The 12,925-nt window shown below is 70.0% G+C and carries 13 protein-coding genes; 11 read left to right on the top strand and 2 right to left on the bottom strand.

Features of this window, described 5'->3' with window-relative positions:
- Positions 1 to 84 precede the first annotated feature (84 nt).
- The 3 genes from aceF to lpdA are packed head-to-tail and all read left to right on the top strand — an operon-like array spanning position 85 to position 4,026.
- Positions 85 to 1,494, top strand: coding sequence for a dihydrolipoyllysine-residue acetyltransferase (gene aceF, locus EDC50_RS13755; RefSeq protein ID WP_425477936.1), 1,410 nt, complete (start codon positions 85 to 87; stop codon positions 1,492 to 1,494).
- Entirely contained in the window at positions 1,491 to 2,141 is a 651-nt protein-coding gene (locus EDC50_RS13750) for a hypothetical protein (protein ID WP_242002983.1), read from the top strand. The genes aceF and EDC50_RS13750 overlap by 4 nt, the downstream gene beginning before the upstream one ends.
- A gap of 19 nt (positions 2,142 to 2,160) precedes the next feature.
- Complete coding sequence (lpdA, locus tag EDC50_RS13745; RefSeq protein WP_123771055.1) at positions 2,161 to 4,026, top strand: dihydrolipoyl dehydrogenase; 1,866 nt, start codon at positions 2,161 to 2,163, stop codon at positions 4,024 to 4,026.
- 249 nt (positions 4,027 to 4,275) lie between these two features.
- Here the strand turns inward: lpdA and EDC50_RS13740 are convergent, their stop codons facing one another.
- Positions 4,276 to 5,109, bottom strand: a complete 834-nt coding sequence (locus EDC50_RS13740; protein ID WP_242003024.1) for a YfaZ family protein — start codon at positions 5,107 to 5,109, stop codon at positions 4,276 to 4,278.
- Positions 5,110 to 5,591: 482 nt separating this feature from the next.
- Positions 5,592 to 5,792, bottom strand: a complete 201-nt coding sequence (locus EDC50_RS13735) for a DUF2061 domain-containing protein (RefSeq protein ID WP_123771054.1) — start codon at positions 5,790 to 5,792, stop codon at positions 5,592 to 5,594.
- 173 nt (positions 5,793 to 5,965) lie between these two features.
- Here EDC50_RS13735 and EDC50_RS13730 point away from each other — a divergent pair, with 173 nt between their 5' ends.
- The 8 genes from EDC50_RS13730 to atpD all read left to right on the top strand — a co-directional run bounded on the left by EDC50_RS13730 (position 5,966) and on the right by atpD (position 12,851).
- Positions 5,966 to 6,478, top strand: a complete 513-nt coding sequence (locus EDC50_RS13730; RefSeq protein WP_242003023.1) for a hypothetical protein — start codon at positions 5,966 to 5,968, stop codon at positions 6,476 to 6,478.
- Between the two features lie 31 nt (positions 6,479 to 6,509).
- Positions 6,510 to 7,307, top strand: a complete 798-nt coding sequence (atpB, locus tag EDC50_RS13725; RefSeq protein ID WP_123771053.1) for a F0F1 ATP synthase subunit A — start codon at positions 6,510 to 6,512, stop codon at positions 7,305 to 7,307.
- Between the two features lie 79 nt (positions 7,308 to 7,386).
- Complete coding sequence (gene atpE, locus EDC50_RS13720) at positions 7,387 to 7,683, top strand: F0F1 ATP synthase subunit C (protein WP_123771052.1); 297 nt, start codon at positions 7,387 to 7,389, stop codon at positions 7,681 to 7,683.
- 101 nt (positions 7,684 to 7,784) lie between these two features.
- Entirely contained in the window at positions 7,785 to 8,255 is a 471-nt protein-coding gene (locus EDC50_RS13715) for a F0F1 ATP synthase subunit B (protein ID WP_123771051.1), read from the top strand.
- Positions 8,256 to 8,274: 19 nt separating this feature from the next.
- The gene (locus EDC50_RS13710) at positions 8,275 to 8,802 is read left to right on the top strand and encodes a F0F1 ATP synthase subunit delta (protein WP_123771050.1); all 528 of its coding nucleotides are present in this window, start codon (positions 8,275 to 8,277) and stop codon (positions 8,800 to 8,802) included.
- A 49-nt stretch (positions 8,803 to 8,851) separates the two neighbouring features.
- The gene (gene atpA, locus EDC50_RS13705; RefSeq protein ID WP_123771049.1) at positions 8,852 to 10,402 is read left to right on the top strand and encodes a F0F1 ATP synthase subunit alpha; all 1,551 of its coding nucleotides are present in this window, start codon (positions 8,852 to 8,854) and stop codon (positions 10,400 to 10,402) included.
- 105 nt (positions 10,403 to 10,507) lie between these two features.
- Positions 10,508 to 11,371 (top strand): F0F1 ATP synthase subunit gamma, encoded by an 864-nt coding sequence (gene atpG / locus EDC50_RS13700; RefSeq protein WP_123771048.1) that lies wholly within the window; start codon positions 10,508 to 10,510, stop codon positions 11,369 to 11,371.
- A 76-nt stretch (positions 11,372 to 11,447) separates the two neighbouring features.
- Entirely contained in the window at positions 11,448 to 12,851 is a 1,404-nt protein-coding gene (atpD, locus tag EDC50_RS13695; RefSeq protein ID WP_123771047.1) for a F0F1 ATP synthase subunit beta, read from the top strand.
- Positions 12,852 to 12,925: the final 74 nt, after the last annotated feature.

Genomic DNA, 12,925 nt, shown 5'->3' with positions numbered 1-12,925 from the left:
CGTGACGTATGTTGCCCGCGGTTGGCGCGGTCGCCGGCAACCGGCCACAATAGCCTTTTCGCGCATCTGCGGAGCCCCCCACACATGGCTGAGCTGAAAGAAGCACGCGTTCCCGACATCGGGAGCTACGAAGGCGTGCCGGTGATCGAAGTGCTGGTCGCGGTCGGCGACACGGTGAGGCAGGACCAGGGCCTGGTCACGCTGGAATCGGACAAGGCGACGATGGAGGTGCCGGCGCCGTTCGCCGGCGTGGTGCGCGAGATCAAGGTCAAGGTCGGCGACGAACTGTCCGAGGGCAGCGTGGTCGCGCTGATCGAACCGAGCGGGGCCGAAACGGCCGCGCCGGCGCCGGCGGAGCCCGCCGCCGCGGCCGAGCCGCCGCGCGCGCAGCCGGAGAAGCCGTCGCAGCGCGTGGCCGCGGCGGAGACCGCGACCCGGGTCGAGCCGACCATCGTGCCGCAGCAGCCCGACCGCATCGCCCAGGCCTCGATCGACTCGCGCCCGGGCACCGATCCGGAAGCGATGCCGCCGCGCACGCCGCCGGTGCAGTTCGACGCCGACGAGCTGATGCCGGACAAGGTGCCCTACGCCAGCCCTGCGGTGCGCCTGTTCGCGCGCGAGCTCGGCGTCGACCTGGGCCAGGTGGCCGGCACCGAGCGCGGCGGTCGGATCAGCAAGGAGGACGTGCAGAAGTACGTCAAGGGCGTGCTGCAGGGCGGCGCGGGCGCGCCGGTCGCGGCGGCGGCCGGCGGCGGGCTCAACCTGCTGCCGTGGCCGAAGGTCGACTTCGCCAAGTTCGGCGAGATCGAGACCAAGCCGTTGTCGCGGATCCAGAAGATCTCCGGCGCCAACCTCGCCCGCAACTGGGCGATGATCCCGCACGTCACCCAGCACGACGACGCCGACATCACCGAGCTGGAGGCGCTGCGGGTCGCGCTCAACAAGGAGAACGAGAAGAGCGGCATCAAGCTGACCATGCTCGCCTTCCTGATGAAGGCCTCGGTCGCGGCGCTGAAGAAGTACCCCACGTTCAACGCCTCGCTCGACGCCTCCGGCGAGAACCTGGTGCTGAAGAAGTACTTCCACATCGGCTTCGCCGCCGACACGCCCAACGGCCTGGTCGTGCCGGTGATCCGCGACGTCGACAGGAAGGGCGTGCTGGAGATCGCGCAGGAGACCGCGGAGCTGGCCAAGAAGGCGCGCGACGGTAAGCTCGGCCCGGCCGACATGCAGGGCGGCTGCTTCTCGATCAGCTCGCTCGGCGGCATCGGCGGCACCAAGTTCACGCCGATCGTCAACGCGCCGGAGGTGGCGATCCTCGGCGTGTCCAAGTCGGCGATGCGGCCGGTGTGGGACGGCGGGCAGTTCGTGCCGCGGCTGATCCTGCCGCTGTCGCTGAGCTACGACCACCGCGTGATCGACGGCGCCGCCGCGGCGCGCTTCACCGCCTATCTCGCCCAGCTGCTGGGCGACATGAGGCGCGTGCTGCTGTGAGCCCGCGCGCGCTGCTGCCGGCCGCCGCGCTGGCCGGCCTGCTGCTGATCGCGCCGGCGCGGGCGCAGGACGAGGCCTGCGCGCGCGGGCTCGGCCGCGGCTGGCCGCCGGCCACCGAGAACTACGGCACCGCGGCCGAGCGGCTGTTCGCCGCCGGCGCGGCGCCGGCGCTCAGCCTGACCCGGCTGCCGCCGCGCGGCACGGAAAGCGCGCTGCTGCTGATCCCGGGCGAAGGCGCGGGCGACTGGACCGTGCGCCGCAGCGAGGCCGACGAGCGCATCGACGCGTGGAACGGCGGCCGCCGCGAACTGCGCGTGGGCCAGCAGCCGGACGTCGCGCAAGCGCCGATCCCGGCGGCGCTGGCGCAGCGCGTGGTCGCGCAGTGGCGCCGCGCGTTGGCCGGGCTGGTGCCGCAGGACCGCGCCGCGCAGTACCACGACGGCGAGACGCTGCTGTTCGTGGTCGGAGGCGAGCGCGTCGCCGGACCGGCGCCGCGCTGCGGCGCCGGCGCGCTGCTGCTGCGGCAGGCCGAACTGATGAACGAAGCCGCCGACGAGGAGGACGAGGACGACCGCGCCGAACTGTGGCGCGACCTCGCCGAATCGCTGGACGAACTGGAACGTACGCTCGCCGGCGCCGCCGGCTGAAGCGCAGGAGACCTCTTGCATGGCCACCCTCGAAGTCAAAGTGCCGGACATCGGCGATTACGAAGGCGTACCGGTGATCGAACTGCTGGTCGCACCCGGCGATACGGTGAAGAAGGACCAGGGCCTGGTCACGCTGGAATCGGACAAGGCGACGATGGAGGTGCCGTCGTCGGCCGACGGCGTGGTCAAGGAAATCAAGGTCAAGGTCGGCGACAAGGTGTCCGAGGGCGCGGTGATCGCCATCCTCGAGGCGGAAGGCGCCGCTTCCGCGCCGCCGCCCGCAGCGCCCGCGGGCGAGGCCGGCGCGCGCGCCGCGCCGGGCCAGGGCGCGGTCGCGCGCGAAGCCGCGCCGCCGCCCGCGCCTTCGTCCCAGGCTTCTGCGGCGAGCGGAGGAGGCACTGCCGCTCCGGCGGGCGCACCGGCGCCGAAGGCGGCCGCGGCCAGCGGCCGCCCGGCCGACATCGAATGCCGCATGGTGGTGATCGGCGCCGGGCCCGGCGGCTACACCGCCGCGTTCCGCGCCGCCGACCTCGGCCTGGACACGGTCCTGGTCGAGCGCTATCCGAGCCTCGGCGGCGTCTGCCTCAACGTCGGCTGCATCCCGTCGAAGGCGCTGCTGCACGCGGCCGACGTCATCGAGCAGGCCGCGCACGCGGCCGCCTACGGCCTCGACTTCGGCAAGCCCAGGATCGCGCTCGACAGGCTGCGCGCCTACAAGGAGAAGGTGGTCGGCCAGCTCACCAAGGGCCTGGCGGGCATGTCCAAGCAGCGCAAGGTGCGGGTGGTGCAGGGCACGGCGAAGTTCGTATCGCCCCACGAGCTCGAGATCGCCGGCGGCGACGGCAAGCCCCGGCTGCTGCGCTTCGAGCAGTGCATCATCGCCGCCGGTTCGCAGGCGGTGAAGCTGCCGAACTTCCCGTGGGACGATCCGCGCGTGATGGATTCCACCGATGCGCTGGAACTGCAGGAGATCCCGAAGAAGCTGCTCGTCGTCGGCGGCGGCATCATCGGCCTGGAGATGGCGACGGTGTACCGCGCCCTGGGCAGCGAGGTCACCGTGGTCGAGTTCATGGACCAGCTGATGCCGGGCGCCGACAAGGACCTGGTCAAGCCGTTGGCGGACCGCCTGAAGAAGCAGGGCGTGGCGGTGCATCTGAAGACCAAGGCGGCCACGGTCAAGGCGGAGAAGAAGGGCATCACCGTCGGCTTCGAGAGCGCCGTGGAGGGGCAGAAGCCGGAACTGGAATCGGGCACCTGGGACCGCGTGCTGGTCGCGGTCGGGCGCGCGCCCAACGGCGGCAAGCTCGACGCGGACCGGGCCGGGGTGCGGGTCACCGAGCGCGGCTTCATCCCCGTCGACCGGCAGATGCGCACCAACGTGCCGCACATCTTCGCGATCGGCGACCTGGTCGGCCAGCCGATGCTGGCGCACAAGGCCACGCACGAGGGCAAGCTGGCCGCCGAAGTCGCCGCAGGCGGGAAGAAGGAGTGGGTCGCGCGGGTGATCCCGTCGGTGGCCTACACCGATCCGGAGATCGCCTGGGTCGGCGTCACCGAAACCGAGGCCAAGGCCAAGGGCCTGAAGGTCGGCGTGGCCAGGTTCCCGTGGGCGGCCAGCGGCCGCGCGATCGGCCTCGACCGTACCGAGGGCTTCACCAAGCTGATCTTCGACGAGGCCACGCACCGCGTGGTCGGCGGCGGCATCGTCGGCGTGCACGCCGGGGACCTGATCGCCGAGGTCGCGCTGGCGATCGAGATGGGCGCGGAGGCGGCCGACATCGGTCACACCATCCACCCGCATCCGACCCTGAGCGAGTCGGTGGCGATGGCCGCCGAGGTCTACGAAGGCACCATCACCGACCTGTACATCCCGAAGAAGAAGTGACCGCCGCCGCGGGTTCGCAGCGGCGCCAGCGAAGGCCCCGGCGACAGGCCGGGGCTTCTTTCGCCCCGACCCGCGCGCATCGCCGGATGCAGCCGGGAGGCGCGGCCCGGCCACGCGGACGATGGAGGCGTGGCCGAGGCGTGTCCGCCTCGCCCTTCATCCTGGCCGCGGCCGCCCGCGTGAGCCGCGGTCGACGCCAAGGAACCCTGGCCCCGATCCCCCGGGGCGAAGGTGGCGAGCGGCGGCGGGTCAGAACGACAGCGACACGCCCGCGACCGGCCCCTTGAAGCGCTGGTCCAGGCCGAGCGCGCCGTCGCGGCCGCTGCGGTCGGCGTCGAGCTTGAACCAGTCGTAGCCGACGAACACGCCGAACAGCGGCGTGAAGCGGTACTCGGCCAGCGCGTTGGCGCGGGTGATGCTGCCCTCGTAGTTACCGAAGTCGCCCCAGTCCGCGTCCAGGTACTGCCCCTGCAGGTTGAACAGCCAGCGCTCGGACGGAGTGAAGGTCAGGCGCGCGCCGACCACCGGCGCGTAGCCGTCTTCGCTCTCGCTCTCGTCGAACACGTCGGCGCCGGCCTCGGCATGCAGCGTGCCCTCGAGCTTGGCCCATTCGGCGCCGACCTGCAGGCCGAGCTCGAACGTGCCGGTGTCGACCACGGCGTAGTCGTACATCAGGCTGGCGAGCTGGAACTCGATCTCGCCGCGGGCGAAGCTGCCGGCGGGCAGGGTCACCTCGTCGTACGACAGGTCGCGGTCCAAGGTCGCGGTGCGGTCCTTGTCGTAGCGGAAGTAGTCGAAGATCAGCCTCTGCCGCTCGCTCAGGCGCAGCACGCCGTCGAACCGCGGCACGGTCTCGTCGCTGCCGAAGTCGAAGTCCTGCGAGTAGTTGAAGTCTTCGCCCATGTAGCGCGTGCGGGCGCTGAGCTCGCTTTGCGCGTCGGCGCGCATCGCACCGATGCGCAGGGTGAAGCGCGGGTCGTCCTGGGCGGGTGCGGTGGCGGAAGCGAGGGCGAGCACGCCGCCGGCGACGAGCGCGAACGGCAGCGGGCGACGCCCGGTCCGGGTCCTGGTGTTGTCGGTCATGGCCTTGGCTTTGGGGAGTGGAGCGGAAGGCGCATCGGCGATGTGGACCGGCCGCTGCGCGCATGCAGCTTGCGTGGCGCACGGTCGAGGCGCGGTCAATTCATCCGGCTTCCACCCCGGGTTGGCGAAAGCGGACGCGGGTTTCACGCCGGGCGCGCGGCGGAGCGCCGCGCCGCCGGCGCCCATGCGCGCTCGCTCGTCCCGCCCACCGGCGCCATGCCTGCCGCAGCGGAGCCGTTGCGTCGCGCCGCGGGCTCCCCCACGGTGCGCTCGCCCGGCAGTGCGGCCGCCACCGCCATCCGCGTCAGCGGGTGCGGCCGCGGCCGTCCGGGTGCCGACGCAGCGCCGGCACGCCGCCGGCAAAAACGAAGCCCCGGATGCCCCGGGGCTTCGGAGTCCGCCGTCGCTGGCCTTGACGAGGAGAGTGGAAAACGGCGGCGCTCGTTGGGTCTGACCGGCGCGGCCGGCGATGGTTCCGCCGGCTACAGCACCAGCGCCGCTGCCGCGGCGCGGCGGCGCTCGATCCGCTTCCACACCTTTTCGTGCAGGTGGAACGCGACCGTGTTGCAGGCCGGCTCGACCAGCGCCAACGCGCCGCCGACCCAGACGCTGCCGGTCATCACGTAACCGACCAGGAAAGCGACGCTGAAGTGCACGGCGGCGAAGCTCAGGGTCTTGGTCATGGCGCACCTCGCAAAATGAGACTGGTTCTCATTATGGGGCGGGTCGGCGCCGGGTCAAATCGAAAGAAATGCCGGTTTCGATAGGCATCTTCGATTGATTTTGGCCGCAGGGTCGACGGCGGCTTACCTCGCAGGTCATCGCCCCGCGCCGCCCGGAGCGCCAGACTGCGCCCATGGCACGCCGCCGCCCGCGTTTCGCCCAACGTCGCCCCGGCTTTCGGCGCGCCCAGCTTTTCGCGGTTGCCGGAAAAAACGCAGCGTTCTATACTTTTCCGGCTTTACCGGGCGCCTTTGCGCCTCCCCAGACCGACGAGACCTGCGTGCACGATCCCCTGTCCGCAGGCCGCCGGCTGGCGTCGCGCGCGACTGCCTGGCAGGCCGGCGCGACGGCGCTGGCTGCGCTGGCCTTCCTCCCCCTCGGGGCGCCGTCGGCGCTGGCGGCGGCGGTAGGCGGCGGCGCCCTCGTTCTGGGCAGCGCGGTGGCGGGGCTGATCGCCTTCGCCGGTGGCGTTGCGCCGGCCGGGTGGGCGGTCGGGCGGCTGGTGGCGGGGACGGTATCGAAGTGGGTGGTGGTGCTCGCGGCGCTCGCGCTCGGCCTGGCCGTGCTGAAGTTGCCGCCGCTGCCGCTGCTGACCGGGGTTCTGGCCGCACTGGTTGCGCTGGCCCTGGCGGCGACGCGCCGTTGACGACGAATTCAATCTCCAAGGTTCAGGACACATGGCGGGCGAGCAAGCACTGACTCCGACCAGCTACATCCAGCACCACCTGCACAACCTCACCACGCAGGTCGGCGAGGGCGGCTTCTGGACCCTGCACGTCGACACCCTGGCGACCTCGGTGCTGATGGGGCTGCTGATCGTGTTCGCGTTCTGGCTGGCCACGCGCAAGGCCACCTCCGGCGTGCCCGGCAAGTGGCAGGCGTTCGTCGAGATCTGCCTGGAGTTCGTCGACAAGCAGGCGCGCGACACCTACCACGGCCCGAGCAAGCTGGTCACGCCGATCGCGATCACGCTGTTCTTCTGGATCCTGATGATGAACCTGCTGAAGATGATCCCGGCAGACTTCATCGCCAAGCCGCTGGAACTGCTCGGCGTGCACTACTGGAAGCCGGTGCCGACCGCCGACGTCAACGCCACGCTGGGCATGTCGATCAGCGTGTTCTTCCTGATGCTGTTCTTCGCGATCCGCGCCAAGGGCTTCGGCGGCTTCGCCCACGAGTTCCTGACCGCGCCGTTCGGCAAGTGGATGATGCCGTTCAACCTGATCCTCAACGTCGTCGAATGGCTGAGCAAGCCGATCTCGCTGGCGATGCGACTGTTCGGCAACATGTTCGGCGGCGAGATCGTGTTCCTGCTGATCTGGGTGCTGGGCGGCGCCGGCCTGCTCGGCGCGCTCGCCGGCGGCGCGTTCGGCCTGGGCTGGATGCTGTTCCACCTGCTGGTGATCCCGCTGCAGGCCTTCATCTTCATGATGCTGTCGATCGTGTACCTCAGCCTGGCCGAAGACGCGCACTGATCGACGCGCCGCGGCCCGCACCGCACCACCGATTCCCCCTCCACCGTTTTTCAACCCTTAGCACCGTTCGGAGAACACCATGGAAATCCTTGCCCACCTCGCTTCGGTTCAGGCCTCGACCGTTCTGGCCGTCGGCATCATGATCGGCCTCGCCGCGCTCGGCGCCGGTATCGGCCTGGCCCTCATGGCCGGCAAGTTCCTGGAGTCGGCGGCGCGCCAGCCGGAGCTGATCCCGGTCCTGCAGGTCCGCATGTTCATCACCGCCGGCCTGATCGACGCCGCATTCATCATCACCGTCGCCGTCGCCCTGCTGCTGGCGTTCGCCAACCCGCTGGCTTCGGCGCTGCTGGCCGAGGCCGGCCGCCTGGCCGGCTGAGCCGGCACGGCGCACGACGCGGGCCGCGTCCCGGCCCGCGTCGCGGTTGAAGGATCGGGGGCGCCGCGCCCCCTCCCGTCACCTCTGGCAGAGCCTCACGCATGAGCATCAACCTCACCCTATTCGCCCAGGCGCTGGCGTTCGCCGGTCTGATCTGGATCATCGCGACCAAGATCTGGCCGCCGATGATGAACGCCATCGAAGAGCGCCAGAAGAAGATCGCCGAAGGCCTGGCCGCGGCGGACTACAGCCAGAAGGCGCTGGCGCAGGCGCGCGAGGCGGCCGACGCCGAGCTGCGCGCGGCGCGCGCCAAGGCCAACGAGATCATCGAGCAGGCGCACCAGCGCGCCAACCAGATCGTCGACCAGGCCAAGCAGGAAGCGCTGGTCGAGGCCGCGCGGCAGAAGGCGCTGGCCGAGGCCGAGATCGCCGCGGCCGCGAACCGCGCCCGCGAGGACCTGCGCCGCCAGGTCTCCGTGCTGGCGGTGAGCGGCGCCGAGAAGCTGCTCAAGCGCGAAATCGACGCCAACGCCCACAAGGCGCTGCTCGACGAGCTGGCGGCGGAAATCTGAAGCGGAACGAGTTGAGCCAATGACCCAGGCCCTGACCCTCGCCCGTCCTTACGCCCGAGCCGCTTTCGCGCTGGCGCGCGAGAGCGGCCGCGCGCAAGCGTGGTCGCAGGCGCTCGCGTTCGCCGCGCGCGTCGCCGCCGAACCGCAGGTGCGCAGCCTGCTCGGCAACCCGCAGCTCGCCGCCGCCGACGCGGTCGGCCTGCTGGTGATCGACGGCGCCGACGAAGCCTTCGTGCGCTTCCTCGGCCTGCTCGCGGACAACCGCCGCCTGGCCCTGCTGCCGGAGATCGCCGACCTGTTCGAGGAGCAGCGGCTCGAATCCGAGCGCGTGGTCAAGGCCAAGGTCACCGCCGCCGCCGAGCTGCCCGGCGCCGAGCTCGACGCGATCAAGGCCGCGCTGCGCAAGCGCTTCGGCCGCGAGGTCGAACTCGAGACCGCGGTCGACCCCTCGCTGATCGGCGGCGCCGTGATCGACGCCGGCGACGTGGTCATCGACGGCTCGCTGAAGGGCAAGCTCGAACGCCTGCAGACCGCGCTGGCCCAATAACGAATTCATTTGCACATTCCGGCTCCGGCCGGATCAAGGGACCAAACCCATGGCAACCACCCAGCTCAACCCGTCCGAAATCAGCGAACTGATCAAGACCCGCATCGAGAAGGTCAAGCTGACCGCGGAGGCGCGCAACGAGGGCACCGTGACCGCAGTGTCCGACGGCATCGTGCGCATCTACGGCCTGGCCGACGCGATGCAGGGCGAAATGATCGAGCTGCCCGGCAACACCTACGCGCTGGCGCTGAACCTGGAGCGCGACTCGGTGGGCGCCGTGGTCTTGGGCGACTATGAGCACCTGCGCGAGGGCGACGTGGCCAAGACCACCGGCCGCATCCTCGAGGTGCCGGTCGGCCGCGAGCTGCTCGGCCGCGTGGTCAACGCGCTGGGCGAGCCGATCGACGGCAAGGGTCCGATCGACGCCAAGCTGAGCGCGCCGGTCGAGCGCGTCGCCCCGGGCGTGATCTGGCGCAAGTCGGTCGACCAGCCGGTGCAGACCGGCTACAAGTCGGTCGACGCGATGATCCCGATCGGCCGCGGCCAGCGCGAGCTGATCATCGGCGACCGCCAGACCGGCAAGACCGCGCTGGCGATCGACGCGGTGATCAACCAGAAGGGCACCGGCGTCAAGTGCATCTACGTGGCGATCGGCCAGAAGGCCTCGACCGTCGCCAACATCGTGCGCCGCCTGGAAGAGAACGGCGCGCTCGACCACACCATCGTGGTGGCGGCGACCGCGTCGGAATCGGCCGCGATGCAGTACATCGCCGCCTACGCCGGCTGCACCATGGGCGAGTACTTCATGGACCGCGGCGAGGACGCGCTGATCGTCTACGACGACCTGTCCAAGCACGCCGTGGCCTACCGCCAGATCTCGCTGCTGCTGCGCCGTCCGCCGGGCCGCGAGGCCTACCCGGGCGACGTGTTCTACCTGCACAGCCGCCTGCTCGAGCGCGCCGCGCGCGTCTCGGCCGAGTACGTCGAGAAGTTCACCGGCGGCGAGATCAAGGGCCAGACCGGCTCGCTGACCGCGCTGCCGATCATCGAGACCCAGGCCGGCGACGTGTCCGCGTTCGTGCCGACCAACGTGATCTCGATCACCGACGGCCAGATCTTCCTCGAGACCGACCTGTTCAACGCCGGCATCCGCCCGGCCGTGAACGCCGGCATCTCGGTGTCGCGCGTGGGCGGCGCCGCGCAGACCAAGATCATCAAGAAGCTGTCGGGCGGCATCCGCATCGCCCTGGCCCAGTACCGCGAGCTGGCCGCGTTCGCCCAGTTCGCCTCGGACCTGGACGAAGCCACCCGCAAGCAGCTCGAGCGCGGCCAGCGCGTCACCGAGCTGATGAAGCAGAAGCAGTACGCGCCGATGCCGATCTCGCTGCAGGCGCTGTCGATCTACGCGGTGAACGAGGGCTACCTCGACGACGTGCCGGTGAACAAGATCGGCGCCTTCGAGAGCGGCCTGCACGCCCACTTCGTCAACACCCAGTCCGCGCTGCTGGAGCAGATCAACGCCACCGGCGGTTGGGACGAGAAGATCGAGGCCGCGTTCAAGCAGGGCATCGAAGAGTTCAAGCGCACCGGTACCTGGTAATGCCGTGATCCGGGGTCGGCGGTTGGCGGGCGCGAGCGCGCGGCCGCCGGTCCCACGGATCACGAACGACCCACCCCGAATCCCCGCGAGCGAAGCGAGCACGAGATGGCAGGCGGACGCGAAATCAAAACCAAGATCAAGAGCGTGCAGAACACCCGCAAGGTGACCCGCGCGCTGGAGATGGTCTCGGCCTCGAAGATCCGCAAGGCGCAGGACCGGATGAAGACGTCGCGCCCGTACTCGCGGGTGATCCGGCAGGTGATCGGCCACCTGGCCCAGGCCAACACCGACTACCCGCATCCGTTCCTGGTCGAGCGCGCGCAGGTCAAGCGGGTCGGCTACCTGATCGTCTCCTCCGACCGCGGCCTCGCCGGCGGCCTCAACAACAACCTGTTCCGCAAGCTGCTCGGCGAGTTCCGCAAGTGGCAGGAGCAGGGCGTCGAGATCGACGTGGTCACGATCGGCCAGAAGGCCTCGGTGTTCTTCCGCCGGCTCAGGGTCAACATGGTCGGCTCGGTCACCCACCTCGGCGACCTGCCGCGCCTGGAGCAGCTGGTCGGCGTGATCAAGGTGATGCTCGACGGCTACAGCGAAGGCCGCCTGGACCGGGTGTTCGTCTGCTACAACCACTTCGTCAACACGATGACCCAGCGGGCGTCGTTCGACCAGCTGCTGCCGCTGCCGCCGTCGGATACGCCGGTCGCCAAGCACGACTGGGACTACATCTACGAGCCCGATCCGTCCAGCGTCCTGGACCACGTGCTGACCCGCTACGTCGAGTCGCTGGTGTACCAGGCGGTGCTGGAGAACGTCGCCTCCGAACACGCCGCGCGCATGGTCGCGATGAAGGCGGCCTCGGACAACGCGACCAAGCTGATCGGCACCCTGAGCCTGGCCTACAACAAGGCGCGCCAGGCGGCGATCACCCAGGAGATCTCGGAGATCGTCGGCGGCGCCGCGGCGGTCTAGCGGCATCGGCAAAGAATCCCGCGGGCGCGAACGCCGCGACCGCACAGCAGCTTAAAAGTTACGAGGAAACCACACCATGACTCAGGGCAAGATCGTTCAGATCATCGGCGCCGTCGTCGACGTCGAGTTCCCGCGCGCCGAAGTGCCGAAGGTGTACGACGCGCTGAAGGTCGACGGCACCGACATCACCCTGGAAGTGCAGCAGCAGCTGGGCGACGGCGTGGTCCGCGCCATCGCGCTGGGCTCCACCGACGGCCTGAAGCGCAACCTGGTCGCGACCAACACCGGCCGCGCGATCTCGGTGCCGGTCGGTGGTGGCACCCTGGGCCGCATCATGGACGTGCTTGGCAACGCGATCGACGAGGCCGGCCCGATCCAGGCCACCGACCACTGGGAGATCCATCGCGCCGCGCCGAGCTACGAGGACCAGTCCTCGGCCACCGACCTGCTCGAGACCGGCATCAAGGTGATCGACCTGATGTGCCCGTTCGCGAAGGGCGGCAAGGTCGGCCTGTTCGGCGGCGCCGGCGTCGGCAAGACCGTCAACATGATGGAGCTCATCAACAACATCGCCAAGGCGCACTCGGGCCTGTCCGTGTTCGCCGGCGTGGGCGAGCGCACCCGCGAGGGCAACGACTTCTACCACGAGATGAAGGACTCCAACGTCCTCGACAAGGTGGCGATGGTGTACGGCCAGATGAACGAGCCGCCGGGCAACCGCCTGCGCGTCGCCCTGACCGGCCTGACCATGGCCGAGTACTTCCGCGACGAGAAGGACGAGCACGGCAAGGGCCGCGACGTGCTGTTGTTCATCGACAACATCTACCGCTACACCCTGGCGGGTACCGAGGTGTCGGCGTTGCTGGGCCGCATGCCGTCGGCGGTGGGTTACCAGCCGACGCTGGCCGAGGAGATGGGCGTGCTGCAGGAGCGCATCACCTCGACCAAGACCGGCTCGATCACCTCGATCCAGGCCGTGTACGTGCCCGCGGACGACCTGACCGACCCGTCGCCGGCCACCACCTTCGCCCACCTCGACGCGACCGTGGTGCTGTCGCGCCAGATCGCCGCGCTCGGCATCTACCCGGCGGTGGACCCGCTGGACTCGACCTCGCGCCAGCTCGACCCGAACGTGATCGGCAACGAGCACTACGAGGTCGCGCGCAAGGTCCAGGCCACGCTGCAGAAGTACAAGGAACTGAAGGACATCATCGCGATCCTCGGCATGGACGAGCTGAGCGAGGAGGACAAGCTGGCGGTGGCCCGCGCGCGCAAGATCGAGCGCTTCTTCAGCCAGCCGTTCCACGTCGCCGAGGTGTTCACCGGCTCGCCGGGCAAGTACGTGCCGCTGAAGGAGACCATCCGCGGCTTCAAGGGCATCGTCGAGGGCGAGTACGACCACCTGCCGGAGCAGGCGTTCTACATGGTCGGCAGCATCGACGAGGCGGTCGAGAAGGCCAAGAAGCTCGGCGTCGGCTGAGCCATGTTCCCTCTCCCGCTTGCGGGAGAGGGTCAGGGTGAGGGCGCCCAAAGGCCTGCCCGCATCCTCACCTC

Source organism: Vulcaniibacterium tengchongense (assembly GCF_003814555.1).
Lineage (GTDB): Bacteria > Pseudomonadota > Gammaproteobacteria > Xanthomonadales > Xanthomonadaceae > Vulcaniibacterium > Vulcaniibacterium tengchongense.
This window is presented reverse-complemented; position numbering and strand designations above follow the sequence as displayed.